This window comes from Bradyrhizobium sp. DOA1 (genome assembly GCF_001593325.1).
Lineage (GTDB): Bacteria > Pseudomonadota > Alphaproteobacteria > Rhizobiales > Xanthobacteraceae > Bradyrhizobium.
In genome coordinates, this window is the sequence record NZ_JXJM01000001.1 from 5,108,880 (window position 1) to 5,131,451 (window position 22,572).

A 22,572-nucleotide genomic window follows, 5' to 3' on the forward strand; every position below is an offset into this window, starting at 1 on the left:
TCCGCCCCTGTCGGCCGCGCCGTGATGATGCGGAGATCACGGTAGACCTGCATGGAATCGGCATTGATGACGATACCGCCGGTGGCGCGGGCAAGCTCCAGCGCCAGCGCCGACTTGCCGCTGGCGGTCGGGCCTGCGATAAGCACGGCCTTGCCAACGGGCCTTCTGCCGACTTGCCCCTCGCTCACGAAAACCTCAAATGTCCCTTGTCGCCACGTTGATCTGCAATCCCGACAATCCTGCGCTCGACTCCACCATCGTCGACGGCGCCCGCGCCGTGCTGCCTCAGGCAGCGCCCGCGCACTGGCTGTTCGACGGGGTCGCGGTCGACATTCCCTTCGGCGCCAATAGTAACCTCGGAGGCGACCGCCACGCCATCGAGCAGCGCCTTCGCGAGATCCGCGGCGACCTGCCCATCGACATCGTCGTGCAGCCAGCCGGCTTCCGGCGCAAGAAGCTTTTTCTCGCCGACATGGATTCCACCATGATCGGCCAGGAATGCATCGACGAGCTCGCCGACTTCGTCGGGGTGAAGGCGCATGTGGCCGCCATCACCGAACGCGCGATGCGCGGCGAGATCGAGTTCGAGCCGGCGCTGCGCGAGCGCGTGGCGTTGCTCAAGGACCTGCCCGCCAGCGCGGTCGACGAGGTGCTCGAGAAGCGCATCACGCTGACCCCCGGCGGTCGCGCACTGGTCGCGACCATGCGCGCGCACGGCGCCTACACCTGCCTCGTCTCGGGCGGCTTCACGCTGTTCACGCGTGCGGTCGCTGCGAAGATCGGTTTCCAGGAAAACCGCGCCAACGAACTCGTCGTGCGCGATGGCAAGTTCACCGGCGAGGTGAAGGAGCCGATCCTCGGCCGTGCCGCAAAGCTCGCAACGCTGGTTGATCTGATGGAATCCTTCGATCTCGACGACCTCGACTCGATCGTGGTCGGCGATGGCGCCAATGACCTCGCGATGATCCAGGCGGCGGGACTGGGCGTTGCCTATCACGCCAAGCCCGCGGTCGCGGCCGCCGCGGCGGCGCGGATCGATCACGGCGATCTCACCGCGCTTCTGTACGCGCAGGGATATCGGCGGGACGAGTTCGTGGAGGCGTAGCTCTCAAGTTCGTCATGCCCGGGCTTGCCCCGGGCATCCACGTCTTGTTCGGTCCGCGCCGTAAAGGCGTGGATGGCCGGGTCAAGCCCGGCCATGACGAGAAGCCATCTACTGCACGCTCAGCGCGACAAACCGCAGCTCGCCGTCGGCGTTGGAGACCAGCAGCAGCACCGATTTCTTGCCGTCCTTCTTGAGCTGGTCAACCCGTTTCTGGATCTCGGCACCGCTCGACACCGCTTCCTGCGCCACCTCGACGATGACATCGCCGGCGGAGAGACGCTTCTCGGCGGCGTCGGAATTGGCGTCGACATTGGTGACGACCACGCCCTTGACGCTCTCCTTGATCTTGTAGCGCGTGCGCAAATCCTTGCTCAGCGTCGCCAGATCGAGGCCGAGTGCCTTCTGCGTCACCGGCTTCTCGGGCGCGGGCTCGTCGGTCTTCACCGCGGCCTGCACCTTTTCGGGATCTTGCAGGCGGCCGAGGGTGACCTTCTTGGTCTGCTCCTGGCCCTTGCGGATGATGACGACGTCGACCTCCTTGCCGACCGCGGTGTCGGCGACGACGCGCGACAGGTCCTTCGGATCCTTGACGTCCTTGCCGTCGAACTTGACGACGACGTCGCCGGGCTCGATGCCGGCCGGCTTCGCCGGACCCTTATCGTCGATGCCCGCGACCAGCGCGCCGCGCGCCGGCTTGATGTTGAGGCTCTCGGCGATCTCGTCGGTGACGCTCTGGATGCGCACCCCGAGCCAGCCGCGGCGCAGCTCGCCGAACTGCCGGAGCTGGTCGACGACGCCCACCACCGTCTTCGACGGCACGGCGAAGCCGATGCCGATGGAGCCGCCGGAGGGCGAGATGATCAGCGTGTTGACGCCGATGACGTCGCCGTCGAGGTTGAACAGCGGTCCGCCGGAATTGCCGCGATTGATGGACGCGTCGGTCTGGATGTAGCTGTCATATGGCCCCGAGGAGATGTCGCGGTTCTTGGCCGAGACGATGCCGGCCGTCACCGTGCCGCCGAGGCTGAAGGGATTGCCGATCGCGACCACCCAATCGCCGAGGCGCAGCTTGTCGGAGTCGCCGAACTTCACCGCCACCAGCGGCTTCGGCGGCTTGATCTTCAGCACGGCGAGGTCGGTCTTCTTGTCGACGCCGACCAGCTCCGCCTTGATCTTGGTGCCGTCGTTGAGGATGACGTGGATCTCGTCGGCGTCGGCAATGACGTGGTTGTTGGTGACGACCACGCCTGCGGTGTCGATGATGAAGCCGCTTCCGAGCGAGTTGGTCTTGCGCGGCGGGCTGTTCTCGCCGCCCTTGCTGCCGCCGCCGGGCCCCCTGCGGTTCTTGAAGAAATCGTCGAAGAACTCTTCGAAGGGCGAGCCGGGCGGCAATTGCGGCATGGTGTTGCCGCCGCCGCCCTTGGCCTCGACGTTCTGCGAGGTGGAGATGTTGACGACCGCGTCGATCACCTTCTCGGCGACGTCGGCGATGCCGTCCGGCCCGCGCGCCTGAGCCGGCGTGCCGAATGCGCCGAAAGCACCGATGGTGAGCGCGGCCAGCCCGGTTCGCACCCAATGGTGCAAGCGGGACGGGGCAATGGTGGCAGCGGTCATTGTGATCTCCAGAGAATAGGAATTTGGCGCCAGACTGCGCTCGAACGGGGGGACGGCGCAAGCGCGGAGCTTAATGGGCCTCAAGACCCCGACAATACGGCGAAAACCGGTCGCCCGCCTTCACTTTGGCGTTGGCGCGACGCTTAAACGGGGCGCCGCATAACCCAGATCAAGATCAGGCCAGCCACGGCAGAGCAGATCCCGACTGCCCGCAGGATGTTGTCCGGCGTGGCGATGGCGCTCTTCATCGCCTTGCGCATCCAGTTCGGACTTGCCGCGAACATGAGGCCTTCCAGCACGAACAGGATGCCCAGGCCGATGAGGAAGTCGGCGAACGCAATGGACCTCATCGGATTGGAACCTCCCGCTGTGCTGTTCTTGTGTGGACAAAGGGCGGCTAAAAGGGGCCGCCCTCGTCTGGCTTACGGTTTGGCCGACGCCTCGGCCGCCGCCCTGCCGGCGGGGTTGCCGAAATACCGGAAGAAATCCGAGTCCGGCCGCAGCAGGAAGCGGGTGTCGCTGGAGCGCAGCCCGTTCTCGTAGGCCGTCATCGAGCGGTAGAAGGCGAAGAAGTCGGCATCCTTGCTGTAGGCTTCGGCGAACAGGCGGTTGCGCTCGGCATCGCCCGCACCCCGGGTCTGGTCGGCCTGCGAATTGGCTTCCGCGATGATCACGGTCGCCTCGCGGTCCGCCCTGGACTTGATCTCCTGGGCCTTCTGGCCGCCCTGCGCACGGAATTCGGCAGCTTCCCGCTCGCGTTCGGTCTTCATGCGCAGGTAGACCGCCTGGCTGTTCTGCTCGGGCAGATCGGCGCGCCGGATCCGGACGTCGACCACCTGGATGCCATAACCGTCGGCCTCGCGATCGAGCTGGTCGCGGATACGCAGCATCAGCTTCTCGCGGTCGTCGCGCACCACGTTGATGAAGGTGACCTCGCCGAGCACACGCCGCAGCGCCGCGTTCAGGAGCGTGGTCAACTGAATGTTAGCTGCCTGGATCGAGCCGACGCTCTGATAGAAGCGCAGAGCGTCCTTGATGCGGTAACGCGCGAAGGCATCGACCACGAGCCGCTTCTGATCGGAGGCGATCGCTTCCTGTGACGGGTTCTCCAGATCGAGGATGCGCTTGTCGATGTTGATCACCGAATTCCACGGCGCCTTGAAATGCAGGCCGGGATCGGTAACGACGTCGACGGGCTTGCCGAACTGGAGCACGATGGTCTGCTCGGTCTGCTGCACCGTGAACAGCGACATGTAGCCGACGATCACAACGAGCAGGAGCCCGAGCAGCGTGACGAAACCTGTGACCGGAGACCTCATCGGCTGCCTCCGCTCGACTGCGGACCGGCCGTAGGCTGCCGCTTGGGCGCCAGTTCGGGCAGCGGCAGATAGGGCACGACGCCCTGGCCGTTGGGGCCGCCGTCATAGACGAGCTTGTCGGCGCCGCCGAGCACGCGCTCCATCGTCTCCAGATAGATCCGTTCACGCGTCACGTCGGGTGCCTTCTTGTATTCGTCGTAAATCTTCAGGAAGCGCGCGCTCTGGCCCTTGGCCTCGGCCACCGCCTGCTCCTTGTAGCCTTCGGCGTCCTGCTGGATCTTCGCCGCACGTCCGCGCGCCTGCGGTATGACCTGATTGGCGTAGGTCTGCGCTTCGTTCTGCAGCTGCTCCTGATTGGCGCGAGCCGCCTGCACGTCGCGGAAGGCGTCGATCACCTGCGCCGGCGGGTCGACCTTCTGCATCTGCACCTGGGTGATGAGGATGCCCGCGCCATAGCTGTCCAGCGTCCTCTGGATCAGCTCCTGCACGCCCTGCTCGATGGTGTTGCGGGCGCCGGTCAGGATCGGCTGGATCTGGGAGCGGCCGATCACCTCGCGCATCGCGCTTTCGGAGACCGCCTTCACGGTGCCTTCGGGGTTCTGGATGTTGAAGAGGAAGGCGCCGACGCCGCCGGCGTCGGGCTTGATGCGCCACAGCACGGTGAAGTCGACGTCGACGATGTTCTCGTCACCGGTGAGCATCAGGCTCTCTTCCGGCACGTCACGAATGGAGCGGCCGCGCCGCGCCGGATCGTCGATCAGCGTCATGCCGATGGAGGTGGTGTTGACGCGCAGCGCCTTCGGCAGCAGCACGGTTTCGATCGGATAGGGCAGATGATAATTGAGGCCCGGATCCACGGTGCGGACATGCTTGCCGAAGCGCAGCACGACGCCGCGCTCTTCGGATTGCACGCGGAAGAAGCCCGACAGCAGCCAGAACACGATGATGAGCAGGATGATCAGCGTGATGCCGATGCCGGAGAAATAGCCGCCCGGCATGATCTGCTGGAGGCGGTCCTGGCCGCGTCGCAGAAGGTCTTCCAGATCGGGCGGCCTCGGCCCGACCGGTTGCGGGCCTGAGCCCCATGGTCCCTTTGGACCCGAGCCCCATGGGCCACCGCCCTGATTCTTCCACGGCATTCGACGCTCTCCTCGGCAGGGTGGAATTGCCCCCGCCCGCTTTGTCCGGTCCGGCTTTATAGGGGACAGGCAAGTCCCTTACAACGCAGCCCTGACCGTCTTTCGAGCTATGCTCAGGCAGGAAAAAGTCAATGTAAACATTGAAGAAAGCGGTTAATGGCCGCGCCGCCGACGATATGTCACATAGGAGAAGCCAGCGCTGTCGTCGGGGCCGGCAGGATGACGGATGCGTGCCACCTCATCCCACTCCGCCTTGTCGATGTCGAAATGCGTGTCGCCGTCAGGTCGCGCATGCACTTCGGTGATTTCGAGGCGATCGGCGCGATCGAGCCATTGCCGAAAGATCTCGGCGCCGCCGATCACCGCGACCTCGGTGACCGAACGCCGCAGGGCATCGCCGCGCGCGACCGCGTCCGCATCCGCCGCCGACGTCGTGACGATGGCGCCTGCGGCGCGATAGGCCGCATCGCGCGTGATCACGATGTTGGTGCGGCCCGGCAGCGGACGGCGGGGCAGGGCTTCGAAGGTCTTGCGGCCCATGATCACGGGCTTGCCGATCGTGAGCGCCTTGAAGCGCGCCAAGTCGGACTTCAATTGCCACGGCATCGCATTGCCCGCGCCGATGACGCCATTCTCCGCGATCGCGACGACGAAGACGATCTCCATCAGGACGCACTCCCGGCAAGCCGCGTCAGCGCCGGCCCCGTGACGCGGCATAGCGTCCAATCGTCCATCATGACGGCGCCGAGCGACTTGTAGAACGCGATCGACGGCGCGTTCCAGTCGAGCACCGCCCATTGCAGGCGTGACCAGCCGTTGTCGACGCATTCCTTGGCGAGAAACACCAGCAGCGCCTTGCCAAGGCCCCTGCCCCGATGCGACGGCCGCACATAGAGGTCTTCGAGATAGATGCCGTGGCGGCCGCTGAAGGTGGAGAAATTCACGAACCACACCGCGAAGCCGACCGCCTCGCCGTTCCACTCGGCGACCGCGCAATGGAGCTGCGGCCTCTCGCCGAACAGCGCGTCGGCAATCATCGCCTCGGTCGCCTCGACCTCATGAGAGAGCTTTTCGTATTCGGCAAGTTCGTGGATGAAAGCCAGAACAAGCCCGGCTTCGCCCGGACGCGCGCGGCGGATCTTGAGCGACATGGGCTGCTAGACCGCGACTTCCGCCTTGATATGCGGATGCGGGTCGTAACCGACGAGCTCGAAATCCTCGTAACGGAAGGAGAAGATGTCCTTCACATCGGGGTTGATGCGCATGACCGGCAGCGCGCGCGGCGCGCGGGTGAGCTGGAGCTTGGCCTGCTCCAGATGGTTGGAATAAAGATGGGTGTCGCCGAACGAATGCACGAAGTCGCCGGGCTTCAGGCCGGTGACCTGCGCGACCATCATCGTCAGCAGCGAATAGGAGGCGATGTTGAAGGGCACGCCGAGGAACACGTCCGCCGAGCGCTGATAAAGCTGACACGACAGCTTGCCGTTCGCCACGTAGAACTGGAACAGGCAATGGCACGGCGGCAACGCCATCTTGTCGACTTCGGCCGGATTCCAGGCCGAGACGATCAGGCGGCGCGAGTCCGGATTGCGCTTGATCATGTCGACCACGTTCGCGATCTGGTCGATGCTGCGTCCGTCAGGCGCGGGCCAGGAGCGCCATTGATGGCCGTAGACCGGGCCGAGATCGCCATTGGCGTCGGCCCATTCGTCCCAGATGGTGACGCCGTTGTCGCGCAGATATTTGATGTTGGTGTCACCCTTCAGGAACCAGAGCAGCTCGTGCACGATCGCCTTCAGCGGCAGCCGCTTGGTGGTCAGCATCGGAAAGCCGGCCGACAGATTGAAGCGCATCTGATGGCCGAATACCGACAGCGTGCCGGTGCCGGTCCGGTCGGTCTTCTCGGCGCCGTCTGAAAGAATCCGCTCGAGCAGGTCCTGATACTGGTGCATGTGCCAAAAACCTTAGGAAGACGGCAGCCTTTGGGGAGGCGGCGAACTTAACGGCGCCCCCAGCGCGACGACAGCAGCGATTCGCTGCCTTCACCGATTATACCCGGAAAAGTGAGTGTTCCCGGCGCAAACGACAAGGGGCGGAACTCATCGTCCCGCCCATCACCTTATCAACTTGATCCGGTTGATTAAGTTGCCGGCTTGAGCACCGGGCTCCACTTCGCGATCTCGCCCTTGACCAGGGCCGCCAGCGCCTCCGGCGTGCGGTCCTTCGGGCTCGGAATGACACTGCCGAGTTCGAGCAGGCGCTTCTTCACAGTCTCGTCGTCGAGCGCCTTGATGGCGGCAGCGTTCAGGCTCGCGATGATCGCAGGCGAAGTTCCCTTCGGGGCGAATATCGCGTTCCAGGCCTGGGCCTGGAAGGCTGGCAAGCCGGCTTCCGCCGTCGTCGGCACGTTCGGCAGCGACGGATTGCGCTCGGCCGTCGCGATCGCATAGGCCTTGATGGTGCCGGCATTGATCTGCGGGACGGCGTTGACGATCTGGTCGCACATGTAGTCGACCTGGCCCGCCACCAGCGCATTCATCGCGGGACCAGTGCCGTTGAAGGGCACGCCGACGGGCTTGATGTCGAGGATGGAGTGCAGCAGCTCGCACGAGACGTGCGAGACCGAGCCGACGCCGGCATGCGCGGCATTCACCTTCTCGGCGTTCGCCTTCACATAGGCGACGAACTCCTTGAGGTCCTTCGGCGGAAAGTCCTTGCGCGCCAGGATCAGGATCGGCGTGCCCGCCAGCAGCGCGATCGGCTCGAAGTCCTTCTCGGGATGATAGGCAAGCTTCGGATAGAGCGGCACCGAAGCGGCATGCGTGCCCATATGCCCGGTGATGAGCGTATAGCCGTCATTGGCCGCACGCGCGGCGCGCGTCGTGGCGGTGGTGCCGCCGGCGCCGACCACGTTCTCGATGATGATGCTCTGCCCAAGCGTCTGCGCCATGTGCCCGGTGACGATGCGCGAGATCACGTCAGTCGGTCCGCCGGCTGCGAACGGCACGATCATGGTGATGCTGCGCGTCGGGTAGGTTTGCGCCTCGACCGGCGCGATGAAGGTGCACAGCGATGCGAACGCTGCGGCACATGCGCCCGTGAGCGCGCGAATGAAGGTCATGACGTTTCCCCTTTGGCCACAAACAAAATGCCGGCCCAAAGGCCGGCATTTTCTTTTCATGAAGCCGTAACACAAGTCGATTCGACTTCCGAATGCGGCGCGCCGACGCAGGGCCGCGTCGGCCTCAGTTCTCGGACTCGGTGAACACCTCGTCGCGCTTGGCACGCAGCACCGGTAGCACCGTAAGGACGAGCAGCGCCGCCGCGACCGCCAGCAGCACCGCCGACAGCGGACGCGTCAGGAACACGCTCCAGTCGCCGCGCGAGATCAGCAGCGCACGGCGCAGGTTCTCCTCCATCAGCGGTCCCAGCACCATGCCGAGCAGCAACGGAGCCGGCTCGAAATCGTGCTTGATCAGCCAGTAGCCGACCAAACCGAAGATGCCGGCCAGGATGACGTCGACCGGCGCGTTGTTCACCGAATAGATGCCGATCGCGCAGAAGATCACGATCGAGGGGAACATCAGCCGGTACGGCACGCGCAGCAACCGAACCCAGATGCCGACCAGTGGCAGGTTGATGATGATCAGCATCAGATTGCCGATCCACATCGAGGCGATCATGCCCCAGACGAGATCCGGCTGCTTCTGCATCACCTGCGGGCCCGGCACGATGCCGTGGATCGTCATCGCGCCCACCATCAGCGCCATCACCGCGTTCGGCGGGATGCCGAGGGTGAGCAGCGGGATGAACGAGGTCTGGGCGGCGGCGTTGTTGGCGCTCTCCGGCCCCGCCACGCCCTCGATCGCACCGCGACCGAACCGCGACGGATTCTTGGCGAGCTTCTTCTCGAGGGTATAGGCCCCGAACGATGCGATCGTTGCACCGCCGCCGGGCAGGATACCGAGGATCGAGCCGAGCACGGTGCCGCGCAGAATCGCGGGGGTCGAATCCGCCAGATCCTTTTTCGTCGGCATCAGGCCGGTGATCTTCTGCTGCACGAGATCGCGGTTCAGTTCGGCGCCGGCGTCGAGATTGCGGATGATCTCCGCAAAACCGAATACGCCCATCGCCACCGTCGCAAAGCCGAGGCCGTCAGCGAGTTCCGGAATGTTGAAGGCCATGCGCGAGGCGCCGGTCTCGATGTCCGAGCCGACCATCGAGAGCAACAGGCCGAACACGATCATCGCAATCGCCTTCAGCACCGAGCCTTTGGCCAGCACCACCGCGAAGATCAGGCCGAGCACCATCAGCGAGAAATATTCGGCCGGGCCGAACGCCAGCGCCAGTTTCGTGAGCGGCGCACCGAGCAGAGCAATGAGCACGGTCGCGACGCAGCCGGCGAAGAACGAGCCGATCGCGGCGATCGCCAGCGCCGGACCAGCGCGGCCCTGCTTCGCCATCTGATGACCGTCGATGGCGGTGACGACCGATGTCGCCTCACCGGGTATGTTGACGAGGATTGACGTGGTCGAGCCGCCATATTGCGCGCCGTAATAGATGCCGGCGAGCATGATCAGCGCGCCGACCGGCGGCAATCCGAAGGTGATCGGCAGCAGCATCGCGACCGTCGCGATGGTGCCGATGCCGGGGAGAACGCCGACCAGCGTCCCGACGAGGGCGCCGATCAGACACATCAGAAGGTTGATCGGAGAGAACGCGACGGCAAAACCGTGAGCGAGGTTGGCAAAGATATCCATCACGCCCTCACTGGATCAGGAAACGCGGAAACATCGGCATCGGCAGGCCGAGAATGTATGGAAACAGGATGGCGCAACCGAGCGTCAGGCAGGCGCCGACGATAGCCGCTTCAAGCCAGCGCGTCTCGTGCGAGCCCGCCGCCGAGATCATGAAGCTCGTAAAGGCCGTGACCACGAGGCCGAGGGACCGGATCGACAGGGCGAAGAAGAGGATCGCGGCCACCACGAACAGCGGTCCCCGCCAGGAATAATGGGCCATCGCCGGCCCTTTGGTCAGAAGACCGGTCAAGGCAATGCCGGCGGACAAGACGACTAGCAGCCCGCCGAACATGCGCGGCGCGGTCCCCGCGCCGAATGAAAAGCCCCGCATGCCCTGCAAGTCGCTCCCTGCCCACAGCGCGAACAGCGCAACCGCCATCATGACGACGCCGCCGACATAGTCCTGTGCAGACCGGATCGTCATGAAGTACGTGAGGATCGCCACCGCAAACAGCGGGTAGGAATAGATCAGCGCCAGCAGCACCTCGGACGCCATCTTCTTGTTGCCGCCACCGAACGATCCGAAGACGGCGCTGGGCGCGCCGAACAGCAGCGCCGTCGCATGGCTGGTGATCACCGTCGCCGGACCGCGGCCGGTGCCCCAGCCGAAGATCGTCCCGATCGACCAGATCAATTCGAAAATCTGCGGCGCGATCGCCAGCAGACAAAAGCCGACCGCCAACCGGGTGTTTCGGGTGGCCGTCGCTGAGTGGCCCATCGTATCGGCCATGCATGTCTCCTCCGCGACCCGTAAGTCACGAGCACTGTTGTTCTAAATCGGCTGGAACCGGATCCCCCCGCCCCGGATCACTGCCTAGCGATTTTCATCACACAATGCCAGCAAAACCCAACAGGCGGGAGCCAGAGTGGATTGATGCGCGAGATTGATGCGATCACCGCAACCGCCGCGGTCAGAAGCAGTGCAGCAATCGTGCGATCGGTCGATGGGCCAGGATCAGGGCGCTCGCAGCCAGCTGCGCAATCGACAGCGGAGCAGTGCAGCCTGGATCAGGCCGGGCCAGCGCGATTGAGCATCGACAGTTTGTCGATGTTGGGCTGGGGCAGGAAATGGCAGAGGAGCTGCTGCTCGACGATCGCGCGCCGGGCAAACATCAGCGCGCCTGCGAATCCGGCCAGCGACATTCGGGCGAACGGCAGGAACAGCGCGACCGGCTTGGCGGAGCGGGCGGGGTATCCGGCTCTATGCCGTTGCTGAATCCAAGGACATGTCAGGAGCTTAGAACGAGGGGTCGCGCCGCGGCCAGGATGGCCTGGAACCTGTCCAAAGGAAACCGCAGCCAATCTGCTCCAAACCCCTGTTTTTCGAAAGCTTTGCGCCCTATATTGGGGCTGCCGGTTCGCCGGCTATGGAAATAAACGGTCGTCGCAATAAACCATTCGGACCCGGGGGCGGTACCCGGCGCCTCCACCAAAGCCCACAAGGGCTTACCCCAGAAGTGGGCTTTGGCGGGGGCGAAATAGGATCGACGAGGGCGTAAAGGGCGTGCTTTTTCCCGGTATTGTTCCGCCGTTATCGGGCTACTGCAATAGTTGCCAACGACAACTTTGCTCTGGTTGCTCAGGCTGCGTAACGCAGTTTGAAAGACCACTTTAAAGTCCTAGCGGGTTAAGCTCCGCTAGGCGGGGTTCGGAGGCACCTGGCAACAGAAGCCTCCACTTTGCTTTTTGATTTCTTTTCCCTGCGGGGACTCCTGCTGACCCGTCAGGCGCGGTACTATTGCAGCGTGGCGAGTCGGACCGGCAGGGACCGGCTCCGGGGATGCGACAGGACCACCATGGCGACCGACCATATCCGATACGATGTGCTGGCCCGCGACGCGCTGCGCGGCGTGCTGCGCAAGGTGCTGACCGACGCCGCCGCCCATGGATTGCCGGGCGAGCATCATTTCTTCATCACCTTCGTGTCCAAGGCCGAGGGCGTGAAACTGTCGTCGCGGCTGCTCGCGCAGTATCCGGAAGAGATGACGATCATCCTCCAGCACCAGTTCTGGGACCTGACCGTGCTCGAGGATCGCTTCGAGGTCGGCCTGTCCTTCGGCGGCATTCCGGAGCGGCTGATCGTGCCGTTCAGCGCCATCAAGAGCTTCCTCGATCCGTCCGTGAAATTCGGCCTGCAGTTCGACACGTCCGACGTCGCCGAGGTCGCCCCTGAAAATCTGCCGGCCGCTCCCGCGCCATCGGCCGTGTCGGTGCCGGCACCTGCCATGGAGAAGGTGGAAGCTGCCGACGAGCCGACCCCGACAAACCAGGGCGGCGCCGAGGTCGTGCGGCTCGATCGTTTCCGTAAGAAATGATCTAGGGTGGGCCCGCACCCGTCGCGCCCGGCCAAACTCCCTATATAGAAGTGCATCTCAAGAGGCCGCGCGGCGTTTCGCGCGGCGAAATGGATGTGCTCATGGCCAAAGCTTCCCGCTCTAAGATCGCCCGCTCCTCCACCCGCACCGAGACCGACAGCTTTGGTCCCATCGAGGTCGCCGCCGATCGCTATTGGGGGGCGCAGACCGAGCGGTCGCGCCAGAATTTCCGCATCGGCACCGATCGTATGCCGATTTCGCTGGTGCATGCGCTCGGCATCGTCAAGCTTGCCGCCGCGCAGTCCAATCTCGCACTCGGCCTGCTCGACCAGCGCCGCGCCAACGCCATCATCCGCGCCGCGCGCGAGGTGATCGAGGGCAAGCTCGACGATCACTTCCCGCTGGTGGTGTGGCAGACCGGCTCGGGCACGCAGACCAACATGAACCTCAACGAGGTCATCGCCAACCGTGCCAACGAATTGCTCGGCGGCGAGCTCGGCGCCAAGAAGCCGGTCCATCCCAACGACCACGTCAATATGAGCCAGTCGTCGAACGATTCATTCCCGACCGCGATGCACATCGCGGCGGCAAGCCGCATCAATGCCGATCTCGTCCCCGCCCTCGGCGAGTTGCTCCGCGCGCTGCGCAAGAAGGAAAAGGAGTTCTCCAAGATCGTGAAGATCGGCCGCACCCACACGCAGGATGCGACGCCGCTGACGCTCGGTCAGGAGTTTTCCGGCTATGCCGCGCAGGTCGAGAGCGGTATCGCCCGGCTCAAGGTCGCGGCAAAGGATCTCTATCCGCTGGCGCAGGGCGGCACCGCCGTCGGCACCGGCCTCAACGCGAAGCCGCGTTTTGCAAAACTGTTCGCAAAGCACGTTGCCGGAATCACGAAGCTGCCCTTCACCAGCGCCGCCAACAAATTCGAGGCGCTGGCCTCGAACGATGCCTATGTGCTCGCGCACGGCGCCATCAATTCGGTCGCGACCGGCCTGTTCAAGATCGCCAACGACATCCGCCTGCTCGGCTCCGGTCCGCGCTCGGGGCTCGGCGAGCTGATCCTGCCGGAGAACGAGCCGGGCTCCTCAATCATGCCGGGCAAGGTCAATCCGACGCAATGCGAGGCGATGACGATGGTGTGCTGCCAGGTGTTCGGCAATCACACCGCGATCACAGTCGCCGGCAGCCAGGGTCATTTCGAGCTCAACGTCTACAAGCCCGTGCTGGCCTACAACATGCTGCATTCGATCCGCCTGATGGCGGACGCCGCGCGCTCCTTCACCGAACATTGCGTCAGCGGCATTCGCGCCGACGAGACCCGCATAGGTGAGCTGATGCAGCGCTCGCTGATGCTGGTGACTGCACTCGCCCCGAAGATCGGCTACGACAACGCGGCCAAAGTGGCCAAGACGGCGCACGCCAACGGCACCACGCTGAAGGAGGAAGCGCTGCGGCTCGGCTTCGTCTCGGCGGATGAATTCGACCGCCTGGTGCGCCCGGAGAAGATGACCAGCCCGGGATAACATTCCGAATTCCGATAGCCATCCGTAGTGATACGGACGCTCGACCCGCAGAATTATAGGGCTTTAAGGGCGGGATTTGATTACCGTCAATGTTCCGGCGGGGCAGCGTGCTACGCGAGCCCACTGCCCTCGACGGGGCGAATTCATCGTTTGATGGCCCGAGGGGCCGATTGACGAGGACACGCATATGGCAATCAAGTCTTGTGGGGCGCATTGCGGCGCCCTGTTTGTGAACGTTTCATCCGGCACAAAGAGGAGCGGGTGATGGAGACGCGGCATGGGGAACGTCATCAACCTGAATCGTTTCAGGAAGCGCGCCGAGCGGGAAGCTTCGGCGAAGCAGGCGGACGCCAACCGGGCGAAGTTCGGTCGCACGAAGGCGGAGCGGTCGGCGGAGGAGAAGCGGGCGGACCAGGCCAAGGAGCATCTGGACCAGCACCGGATCGATCACGAGGAGCAGCCATGAAGTCGCCCGTCGTGAAACGGTCAATCGTTGTCGCCGGCCACAAGACCAGCGTCAGCCTGGAAGAGGCGTTCTGGAACGGCATGAAGGAGATCTCGGGCCTGCGCAACATGACGCTGTCCGAGCTCGTCGGCGAGATCGACAACAACCGCCAGCAGGGCAATCTGTCGTCGGCGATCCGCCTGTTCGTGCTGGATTACTTCAAGAGCCGCGCCATGGCGGCCCACCCGGAAAAGGTCCCGGCTCAGTAGGTCACCAGGCCGTTTCCGGCCGTGTCGCGATCTGCACTTTAAAATCACTCTAAGGTGCAGCTTCGGCCAACCGGCGCGCTTGACCTCGATGCCCTGCATTGAAAATACAGGGCATGACCGACACCAATGACACGCGCCCGCAGATGCCGCTTGGTCTGGCCCAGCGCGGCTATACCGGCGTCATCCAGCATCTGTCCGCCCGCGAGGCGGGCTCGGCGCTCTCGGACGTCGAGCTCGAGAGCCGGCTGATCGAGCTCGGCTTCGTCGAGGGCGCCCGGGTCGAGGTCCTGCATGAGGGGCTGGTCGGACGCGATCCGATCGCCGTGCGGGTCGACAACATCACCATCGCGGTCCGTCGTCGCGAAGCCATGGCCATCATCGTCGCGTAAGCTGCGACCGGACCCGCTCATCCCATGGAATCACCCCTGCTGCATCTCGCCCTGGTGGGCACGCCGAACAGCGGCAAGACTTCGCTGTTCAACGCCCTGACCGGCAGTCGGCAGAAGGTCGCGAACTATCCGGGCGTCACCGTCGAGCGCAAGGAAGGCTTCTTCGTCACTCCCTTGGGACGCCAGGTCTCCGTGGTCGATCTTCCCGGCACCTATTCGCTGCGCGGCCGCAGCCCGGACGAGGAGATCACGCGCGACTTCGTGCTCGGCAAGGCTTCCGGCGAGACGATGCCGGATCTCGTGCTGTGCGTCGCCGATGCTACCAATCTGCGCCTGACCATCCGCCTGCTGCTCGAGCTCAAGCGCACGGGCCGGCCGATGATCCTCGTGCTCAACATGTTCGACATCGCCACCCGCCGCGGCATCAATGTCGACGTCGAGCGGCTCGCCAAGGAGCTCGGCGTGCCCGTGGTCACCTCGATCGCGGTGCGCAAGGGCGGCACCGCCGATCTGTTGGCGCTGACCGACGAGATCTCGGCCAAGCTCGCCGCTGAGCCGAAAGAGAACAGCTGGCGCGCGCTCAGCGTCAGCGAGCTGCGCGCCACCCAGCGCGAAGCCGACCGCATCATCGCCGACTGCGTCAGCCTGCCTGCCAGGCCCGACACCTGGACCGCGCGGATCGATCGGGTCGTGCTGCATCCCGTCGGCGGCCTCATCGTGCTCGCGCTGATCCTGTTCGTGATGTTCCAGGCGGTGTTCGCCTGGGCGCAGCCGCTGATGGATCTGCTCAACTCCGGCTTCGACGCGCTGGGCGAGCTCGTCCACGCCACCCTGCCCGCCGGCCTGTTGCAGAGCTTCCTTCAGAACGGCGTGATCTCCGGCGTCGGCAGCGTCATCGTGTTCCTGCCGCAGATCATCATCATCTTCCTGTTCATCCTGCTGCTGGAAGATTTCGGCTACATGGCGCGCGCCGCCTTCCTGATGGACCGCATCATGGGCGGCGCCGGGCTGCACGGCCGCGCCTTCATTCCGCTGTTGTCGAGCTTTGCCTGCGCCATTCCCGGCATCATGGCGACGCGCGTGATCGACAACAAGCGCGACCGGCTGACCACGATCCTGATCGCGCCGCTGATGACCTGCTCGGCGCGCATTCCCGTCTACACGCTGATCATCTCCGCCTTCGTTCCGGCCAGGGACGTCTGGGGCTTCATCAACCTCCAGGGCCTCGTGATGTTCGGCCTCTACGCCGCCGGCATCGCCAGCGCGCTGATCGTGTCGTTCCTGATCAAATTCTTCATGCTGCGCGACTTCGCCCCGGCGCCGTTCATGCTGGAGCTGCCGGACTACAAGATGCCGCGGCTGCAGTCGATCGCGATCGGAATCTACACCCGCGCCAAGATGTTCCTGGTGCGCGCCGGCACCACGATCTTCTCGATGATGGTGCTGATCTGGTTCCTGGCCTCGTTCCCGCAGCCGCCGGCGGGCGCGACCGAGCCGGCGATCGACTTCAGCCTGGCCGCGATGATCGGCAAGGCGCTCGAGCCGCTGCTCGCGCCGGTCGGATTCAACTGGCAGATCGCAGTCGCGCTGATCCCCGGCATGGCGGCGCGCGAGGTCGCGGTCGCAGCGCTCGGCACGGTCTATGCGATCGAGGGCGGCAAGGAGGCGGCCGAGCAGGTCGGCCAGGTGCTGGCGACGAAATGGTCGCTGGCGACCGCGCTGTCGATGCTGGCCTGGTACATCTTCGCCCCGCAATGCGCCTCGACGCTGGCTGTGATCCGGCGCGAGACCGGAAGCTGGGCCTGGATGGGCGTGACCTTCACCTACATGCTGGTGCTGGCCTATGCGGCGAGCCTCGTGACCTACAATGTCGCGGTCGCGCTGGGCGCGGGGTAGCCCTCTTCAAAAACCAAGCTGCCAAAACAACCCCATGCACAGTAGACGGGGGCCGTGGAATCAATGGCTTACGCGCGGGCAAACATCACCCGGGCGACGGGCCGCGCGCGCCTTGCTCCGTCGGGCAAAACACTGGCACAATGGCATCATCGGGGAATTGCCGGGCGCCGGATCAACATCCCTAACGCGGATACCACTGACCGCGAGGGTCATACGCGAAGGCGTAGCCCGGATTGACGCCGCAATAGGAATTCGTGCCTGAAGCGCTTGCCAGGCACTGCTCATAGGTCGCGAATTGGCAATTTCCCGGATATCCCCATATCCGGCCCTGCAAGCAGTAGCGATCCATGGGACCGCTCGGGGCGACATAGCCATGACGATACTTTCGCTCTCCAGCAGACGAGACCGAGACCGTGGACACCATGATTATGCCAACCGATAAAATTGCGAAAAGCGGGCGGGTCATCTTCAGCTCCTGGTTTCAATTCAGCCGGCTTCTGCGTGCAAAATCTCTCGCTTGCTCCAAACTTCAATACAATTGTGCGTGCACGTCTTAGCCGAGCTGCCAGATCAGAGCTACAGGGCGACGAATGACCGAGCCCAAGATAGAGATCTCTCGGTACGCTTGATCTGAATCAAGCTAGCACACGCAACCATTCCAAAAATGGCGCGACGTTGTCGCAAGCTGGGCCCATTGTGGGGGGCACGGAGCGACCGAGATGCCGTTGTTGGCGTATTTCTGGAAGGTCGGCGCGGCGCTGCTCGCGCTCCTGTTCGTTGCGGATTTTTGTCTGACCGAGGCCCCGGTCGTCGAGAAGACGACCACGGACCAACCGGCAATACGCATTCACTCGGATCGCAATTGGCCCGAGCGCGTGGTCCTCGATACCAGCATGCTGGTCATCGTCGCGACGCCGGCTGATATCGCGACAGCACAGGCCGCGGCTCCTCTCGACCGTGCAGAGCCGCCGATCACCCGGGCAAAAACTCCAGCGCTTGCCGATTCACTCGCCATGGCGCACACGGATCCGCCTCCGCGCGAGGTCGTCGATCGCAAGCGGCCGCGCAAGTCCCAACACGTTGCCATGCGGTCGAAGCGACACGCGACGCCGCAGATGGTTCTGGCGGCGCGTCAGGGACCGTTTGCTTGGTTTGGGTACCGGTCCTGGTAATCCGTGCGACCTCTGGCGTGATACGCACTGATCACGAAGGCAATGCGTGCGGCGATGATCCGGGCGCCGATGCACATGGCGCCTATTCGTATTGAGCGCACATGCCCCCTGCCACCGAAGGCACCTTCGCGCCGCCCGGCGTGTGTGCCGGACCGTGGTCGTGGTCCTCGCGACGCATACGCCCTTGACCCGTGTCATCCCGGTCCGCAAGCAGCCGCCACCGGCGTGAGCATGCTCTCGGGCAGCTGCGCGAGCTCGGTATCCTCGACTTCATCGACAACAACCAGCGTCACATCGTCCTGCTCGACAGGAAGCAGCGTGCTGGATGATCTCAGAAGCTGATGCCGGACATCCTTCGTGTGTTCGTCGGCTTCCAATGAAAAGGCCCCGGTCGATGCCGGGGCCTGGGTTCACCGGGAAGACACAAGATCAATAGCGAGCCGCGACCGGCGCACCGAACCCGCCGAAGCGGTAGTTCAACCGAAGCGTGACCATGTCCACATCCTGGCTGACCCCACTGCCGGTGAGGGCGAACCCGCCGGGCGTGACCACGCCTGCGAATCCGAAATCGTCGCGTCCCATCCAGAGATGGTCATACTCGATACCGACCGACCAGTTCGGCGCGAAACCATATTCCCAGCCGACACCCAGGGCTCCGCCCCAGCGCGTATGACCTGCCGAAGCCAAGCCGACGCCGGTGAGGTTGTTGAATATATCGAAGCGATTGCGGGTCACTGCGGCGCCGCCCTTCACGTAAAGCAGCGAAGCGTTCCATGCCCAACCAATCTGAGCCGTGAACAGCCCAATGCCATCGATCTTGCCCGTCGTCGAGATCAATGGATCGATCAGACTGACGCGCGTGTTCTCGATGTCGGCCCAATCGCCCTGAGCTTCCAGACCAAGCACAAACTGATTGGTTTGCCAGCGGTACCCGATCTGTCCACCGACAAGGCCTCCGGAACGATCGGCGCAGCCATCTGCCAACGCCCCAGCGGGCGTGACGAAGTCAATACAACCACGGCTTTGCCCCCAGCCTCCGTTGGCGCCGATGTAGAAGCCGCTCCAATTGTAGACCGCCACCACGGGTGCCGGCGGCGGCGCCTTGACGGCCATGTCGGCCGCCATGGCGGGAGCCGCCAGACTCAGTGCCACGAAGCCGATCGCAGCCGTCGTAAATTTCCTCATGGTCTCATCCCCTTTTTGCTCGTTCGTTCCGATTCGTCTGATCGTCCGCAGGTAGCGCTTATGCGGATTCGTAAGACTTACGAGTATGAGGAAGCTTACGCGGCATGGGCTCGAAGCCCGTGCCAAAATGGCAACACCCGAAGGCTATCTCTGTGCACTGTAGCGTGCTTAAGCGCTCGAGGCTCCTGGCGGCGGAGGATCGTCATCGCTGAGCCACGCGTGGATGGCTGGCGTCGGAATGACCCGCCTTGGAACGTGAGGATTGATCGTACCGGCAAAAACAGAGAGGCCTTCATCGAGCTTGGCGCGCGCGAACGACTTGGCTTCGTCCTCGGTCGCAAACGTCCGCGTCTCGCGCGGACTGCGCTGCCTCGGCAAAACGCCGCGCTGTCGAATTTCAAAGGTGACATACCAAGTCGGGATCATCGCGCCTGTCAACCTGTGAGTTTAATGCGGGGTTGTGACGCGGTCGGCCTGCGCGTGCTTGATGCAGATCAAACCTGCGCCTCATGCGGGCGATCGAGAGGTCGAGTAAGACGTCGGCAGGATAATATCGTCGAACGTTCTCGTCGAACGCGGGTAACCTCATTGAATCACTTCCGCACCAACAGGATGACGGCCGAAAGGCTGAATGAAAGCCACCTCGCCGACCTCGTCGCGCTGCATCTCGATGCCGAGGTCTCCCGCTATCTCGGCGGGGTGCGGACGCCCGAGGTCACGAAGACCTATCTCGCCACCAACATGGCGCATTGGAACGAGCACGGTTTCGGATTCTGGACGCTGCGCACGGAAGACGGTGCTTTTGCCGGACGCGCTGGGCTTCGGCACATTCGCGTGGATGATGTCGACGAGATCGAGATTCTCTACGCGTTCAAACGCGAATTCTGGGGCCAGGGATTTGCAAGCGAGGTCGCAACCGCGCTGACGGACCTCGGGCTATCACGGCTGAAATTGCTTTCGCTCATTGGCATCGTGAATGTCGCGAACGTTGCATCACGCCGCGCGCTGGAGAAATCGAACTATCTCCTGGAGCGGAGCACGATCCGTAACGGCGAAAGGGTCGTGATCTACCGCATCGGGCCTTGATCGCCGCCTTCGGCCGCCAGCCAAACGCTGCCCCGGTTCGTCTCTGTGCAGTTTTAGACCGACACGATCTGAATCGTTGTCACAGTCGGGGGCGAATTTGGCTGCGGACCTGCGACAATGCGTGCGCGCCGGGAACCTGATCTCCGCTCGCGAGTTCCTTGTATGGACCTCGTTTGGTCCGAGCCCCGGGGCGTACGCCCGCGGCAAAGGCGGGGCTTTTGGAAGAACTTTTGTAGGGGGGTCTGATGACCGGTCCATCCAAGGCTGCTGCCGACAGCGACCTGACGGATTTGCCGAGGGTTTCCACGGGCAGCGATGGCCTGGACGACATTCTGGGCGGCGGTTTCGATGCCAACCGGATGTATCTCTATGAGGGGAGGCCCGGCACCGGCAAGACCACGATCGCGCTCCAATTCCTCCTGAGTGGCGTGCGCGAGGGCGAACGCGTGCTCTATATCTCCCTATCCGAGACCAAGCGCGAGCTGACGCTGGTCGGGCAACGGCATGGCTGGTCGCTTGAAGGTGTCGACATCTTCGAGTTGGTGCCACCGGAAACGACGCTGGATCCTGATCGGGAGCTCACCGTTTTTCATCCGGCCGAGATGGAGCTGAGTGAAACCACCAATCTGATCTTCAAAGAGGTCGAGCGGATCAATCCGACGCGCGTCGTTCTCGACAGCCTGTCCGAACTCCGGCTACTTGCCCAGAACCCGCTGCGCTACAGGCGCCAGGTCCTGGCCTTGAAGCATTTCTTCACCACCCGCAACTGCACGGTTATCTTGCTCGACGACCTTTCGTCGTCCCAGGACGATCTGCAGCTGCATTCGATCGCGCATGGCGTGGTCATGCTCGAACAGCTCGCCCTCGACTACGGCGCCGAGCGGCGGCGGCTTCGCGTGATCAAGATGCGCGGCATCAAGTTTCGCGGCGGCTTCCACGACTTCATCATCGACAAAGGTGGCCTGAAAATCTTTCCTCGTCTCGTTGCGGCGGAACATCACAAGTCGTTTCTCGGGGAGTTCACGCCGAGCGGCAACGCCGAATTAGACCAACTCCTCGGCGGTGGGCTCGAGCGCGGCACCAACGCGCTTCTCATCGGCGCAGCCGGCGTGGGCAAATCCTCAGTCGCCCTGACCTATGCGATCGCAGCGGCCGAGCGCGGCGAGCATGCGGTGTTTTTTGCCTTCGACGAAGGTCGCGGCACGGTCGAGGCGCGCGCGCGTACACTCGGCCTGGGACTCGAACAGCATCTCGAATCGGGCAAAATCCGCTTCCAGCAGATTGATCCCGCCGAACTTTCGCCGGGCGAATTCGCGGCGAATGTACGCGCGAGCGTCGAGCGTGACAATGCCCGCATCATCGTCATCGACAGCTTGAACGGCTATCTGAACGCGATGCCGGACGAGCGGTTTCTCATCCTGCAAATGCACGAGCTCCTGAGCTTTCTGGCGCAGCAAGGCGTGCTCACGATCCTCATCCTTGCACAACATGGGCTGGTCGGGCCGACGGATACCAACCTCGACATCAGCTATCTCAGCGACTCCGTTCTCATGCTGCGCTACTTCGAGCTCGGCGGGATGGTGCGCCGCGCGCTTTCTGTGGTGAAGAAGCGCAGCGGAAATCACGAGCATACCATCCGTGAATTCCGGCTGACCCATACAGGTATCAAGCTCGGTCCACCTCTCAAGGATTTCAGCGGCATCTTCACCGGCACGCCGCGCTATACCGGCCCGGCGATATCGCCGGAAGGGACCGCTGAATGAGCGGCGAGCGAGATCAACGCGTTCTCGTCTTCGCGCCGATCGGGCGCGACGGACCTGCAGCCGTCGAGCTGCTCAGGGGATCGAACCTGGATGCCGGCAACTGCCGCAGTCTCCCCGAACTCGTCGGCGAAATCGCCGCCGGCGCCGGTGCCGTCTTCCTCGCTGAGGAAGCCTTGTTCGGAAAGGACACCGCATCGCTGGCACAATGGATCGAGAGCCAGCCGCCCTGGTCCGACCTGCCCTTCGTCGTCCTGACCAGCCACAGAGAGCAGCCGGCCGTCATGGCCTGGCGGCGCAGCATCGTCTCGCTCCTTCGCAACGTTTCGCTACTCGAACGGCCGGTGCAGCCGATGACGCTGACCAGCGCCATTCAATCGGCGTTGCGCGCACGGCGGCGCCAGTACGAGATTCGGGCGCTGCTCGCCGCACGCGAGCAGACGGCGCAGGAGCTCGAGAAGCTGGTGGTGGAGCGGACGCGGGCGCTGGAGGAAGCCAACGAGCAGCTTCGCCTCGAAATGAAGGAGCGCATCCGGGTCGAGGAGACGCTTCGCCA

26 protein-coding genes and 1 other RNA gene are annotated in these 22,572 nt (G+C 63.9%); 12 read left to right on the top strand and 15 right to left on the bottom strand.

Annotated features, from left to right (window positions below; all coding sequences use genetic code 11):
- Positions 1-188: isopentenyl transferase family protein (locus SE91_RS36475; RefSeq protein WP_283806273.1), on the bottom strand; the 188-nt coding region annotated here is incomplete at its 3' end.
- A gap of 11 nt (positions 189-199) precedes the next feature.
- Between SE91_RS36475 and serB the strand changes: the two genes are divergently transcribed.
- Complete coding sequence (serB, locus tag SE91_RS23790; RefSeq protein WP_061849340.1) at positions 200-1,105, top strand: phosphoserine phosphatase SerB; 906 nt, start codon at positions 200-202, stop codon at positions 1,103-1,105.
- 108 nt (positions 1,106-1,213) lie between these two features.
- Here the strand turns inward: serB and SE91_RS23795 are convergent, their stop codons facing one another.
- The 11 genes from SE91_RS23795 to SE91_RS36480 form a co-directional block, all read right to left on the bottom strand.
- Positions 1,214-2,719 (bottom strand): Do family serine endopeptidase, encoded by a 1,506-nt coding sequence (locus SE91_RS23795; protein WP_061849341.1) that lies wholly within the window; start codon positions 2,717-2,719, stop codon positions 1,214-1,216.
- A 143-nt stretch (positions 2,720-2,862) separates the two neighbouring features.
- The gene (locus SE91_RS23800; protein ID WP_008556832.1) at positions 2,863-3,069 is read right to left on the bottom strand and encodes a DUF2065 domain-containing protein; all 207 of its coding nucleotides are present in this window, start codon (positions 3,067-3,069) and stop codon (positions 2,863-2,865) included.
- A gap of 72 nt (positions 3,070-3,141) precedes the next feature.
- Entirely contained in the window at positions 3,142-4,038 is an 897-nt protein-coding gene (hflC, locus tag SE91_RS23805; RefSeq protein WP_008556829.1) for a protease modulator HflC, read from the bottom strand.
- Positions 4,035-5,177: an FtsH protease activity modulator HflK gene (gene hflK, locus SE91_RS23810; protein WP_008556826.1), complete on the bottom strand. Its 1,143-nt coding sequence runs from the start codon at positions 5,175-5,177 to the stop codon at positions 4,035-4,037. Before hflK ends, hflC begins: the two co-directional genes overlap by 4 nt.
- 153 nt (positions 5,178-5,330) lie before the next feature.
- On the bottom strand, positions 5,331-5,843 hold the full coding sequence (locus tag SE91_RS23815; RefSeq protein ID WP_061849342.1) for a dihydrofolate reductase: 513 nt from the start codon (positions 5,841-5,843) through the stop codon (positions 5,331-5,333).
- A complete protein-coding gene (locus tag SE91_RS23820; RefSeq protein ID WP_061849343.1) occupies positions 5,843-6,328 on the bottom strand; it encodes a GNAT family N-acetyltransferase in 486 nt (161 codons plus the stop codon). The genes SE91_RS23815 and SE91_RS23820 overlap by 1 nt, the downstream gene beginning before the upstream one ends.
- 6 nt (positions 6,329-6,334) lie before the next feature.
- The gene (locus tag SE91_RS23825) at positions 6,335-7,129 is read right to left on the bottom strand and encodes a thymidylate synthase (protein ID WP_008556810.1); all 795 of its coding nucleotides are present in this window, start codon (positions 7,127-7,129) and stop codon (positions 6,335-6,337) included.
- A gap of 188 nt (positions 7,130-7,317) precedes the next feature.
- On the bottom strand, positions 7,318-8,298 hold the full coding sequence (locus SE91_RS23830; protein ID WP_060735236.1) for a tripartite tricarboxylate transporter substrate binding protein BugD: 981 nt from the start codon (positions 8,296-8,298) through the stop codon (positions 7,318-7,320).
- Positions 8,299-8,422: 124 nt separating this feature from the next.
- The gene (locus tag SE91_RS23835; RefSeq protein WP_060735235.1) at positions 8,423-9,937 is read right to left on the bottom strand and encodes a tripartite tricarboxylate transporter permease; all 1,515 of its coding nucleotides are present in this window, start codon (positions 9,935-9,937) and stop codon (positions 8,423-8,425) included.
- 7 nt (positions 9,938-9,944) lie between these two features.
- Positions 9,945-10,706: a tripartite tricarboxylate transporter TctB family protein gene (locus SE91_RS23840; protein WP_060735234.1), complete on the bottom strand. Its 762-nt coding sequence runs from the start codon at positions 10,704-10,706 to the stop codon at positions 9,945-9,947.
- Positions 10,707-10,984: 278 nt separating this feature from the next.
- On the bottom strand, positions 10,985-11,119 hold the full coding sequence (locus tag SE91_RS36480) for a hypothetical protein (RefSeq protein WP_502687149.1): 135 nt from the start codon (positions 11,117-11,119) through the stop codon (positions 10,985-10,987).
- A gap of 170 nt (positions 11,120-11,289) precedes the next feature.
- Between SE91_RS36480 and ssrA the strand changes: the two genes are divergently transcribed.
- From ssrA to feoB, 7 genes are all read left to right on the top strand, one after another.
- Positions 11,290-11,655: a transfer-messenger RNA gene (gene ssrA / locus SE91_RS23845) on the top strand.
- Between the two features lie 117 nt (positions 11,656-11,772).
- Positions 11,773-12,291 carry an SspB family protein gene (locus tag SE91_RS23850; protein ID WP_061849344.1) on the top strand — a complete coding sequence of 173 codons (519 nt, stop codon included), beginning with the start codon at positions 11,773-11,775 and terminating at the stop codon, positions 12,289-12,291.
- A gap of 89 nt (positions 12,292-12,380) precedes the next feature.
- Entirely contained in the window at positions 12,381-13,814 is a 1,434-nt protein-coding gene (gene fumC / locus SE91_RS23855; protein ID WP_061849345.1) for a class II fumarate hydratase, read from the top strand.
- A 277-nt stretch (positions 13,815-14,091) separates the two neighbouring features.
- Positions 14,092-14,280, top strand: coding sequence for a DUF4169 family protein (locus tag SE91_RS23860; RefSeq protein WP_061849346.1), 189 nt, complete (start codon positions 14,092-14,094; stop codon positions 14,278-14,280).
- Positions 14,277-14,528 carry a ribbon-helix-helix domain-containing protein gene (locus SE91_RS23865; protein WP_061849347.1) on the top strand — a complete coding sequence of 84 codons (252 nt, stop codon included), beginning with the start codon at positions 14,277-14,279 and terminating at the stop codon, positions 14,526-14,528. The genes SE91_RS23860 and SE91_RS23865 overlap by 4 nt, the downstream gene beginning before the upstream one ends.
- A 113-nt stretch (positions 14,529-14,641) precedes the next feature.
- Positions 14,642-14,917 (top strand): FeoA family protein, encoded by a 276-nt coding sequence (locus SE91_RS23870; RefSeq protein ID WP_061849348.1) that lies wholly within the window; start codon positions 14,642-14,644, stop codon positions 14,915-14,917.
- A gap of 24 nt (positions 14,918-14,941) precedes the next feature.
- Entirely contained in the window at positions 14,942-16,813 is a 1,872-nt protein-coding gene (gene feoB / locus SE91_RS23875; RefSeq protein ID WP_061849349.1) for a ferrous iron transporter B, read from the top strand.
- A gap of 181 nt (positions 16,814-16,994) precedes the next feature.
- Here the strand turns inward: feoB and SE91_RS35525 are convergent, their stop codons facing one another.
- Positions 16,995-17,279, bottom strand: coding sequence for a DUF3551 domain-containing protein (locus SE91_RS35525; RefSeq protein ID WP_082813797.1), 285 nt, complete (start codon positions 17,277-17,279; stop codon positions 16,995-16,997).
- Positions 17,280-17,541: 262 nt separating this feature from the next.
- Between SE91_RS35525 and SE91_RS23880 the strand changes: the two genes are divergently transcribed.
- Positions 17,542-17,985, top strand: coding sequence for a hypothetical protein (locus tag SE91_RS23880; RefSeq protein ID WP_060735230.1), 444 nt, complete (start codon positions 17,542-17,544; stop codon positions 17,983-17,985).
- A gap of 194 nt (positions 17,986-18,179) precedes the next feature.
- Here SE91_RS23880 and SE91_RS37240 read toward each other — a convergent pair whose 3' ends face one another.
- Positions 18,180-18,362 (bottom strand): hypothetical protein, encoded by a 183-nt coding sequence (locus tag SE91_RS37240; protein WP_061849351.1) that lies wholly within the window; start codon positions 18,360-18,362, stop codon positions 18,180-18,182.
- Positions 18,363-18,414: 52 nt separating this feature from the next.
- Positions 18,415-19,170: an outer membrane protein gene (locus SE91_RS23890; RefSeq protein ID WP_061849352.1), complete on the bottom strand. Its 756-nt coding sequence runs from the start codon at positions 19,168-19,170 to the stop codon at positions 18,415-18,417.
- A gap of 588 nt (positions 19,171-19,758) precedes the next feature.
- Here SE91_RS23890 and SE91_RS23900 point away from each other — a divergent pair.
- The 3 genes from SE91_RS23900 to SE91_RS37245 all read left to right on the top strand — a co-directional run.
- Positions 19,759-20,256, top strand: coding sequence for a GNAT family N-acetyltransferase (locus tag SE91_RS23900; RefSeq protein ID WP_061849353.1), 498 nt, complete (start codon positions 19,759-19,761; stop codon positions 20,254-20,256).
- A gap of 245 nt (positions 20,257-20,501) precedes the next feature.
- Positions 20,502-22,019, top strand: a complete 1,518-nt coding sequence (locus SE91_RS23905; protein ID WP_061849354.1) for an ATPase domain-containing protein — start codon at positions 20,502-20,504, stop codon at positions 22,017-22,019.
- Positions 22,016-22,572: response regulator (locus SE91_RS37245; RefSeq protein WP_502687150.1), on the top strand; the 557-nt coding region annotated here is incomplete at its 3' end. The genes SE91_RS23905 and SE91_RS37245, both read left to right, overlap by 4 nt.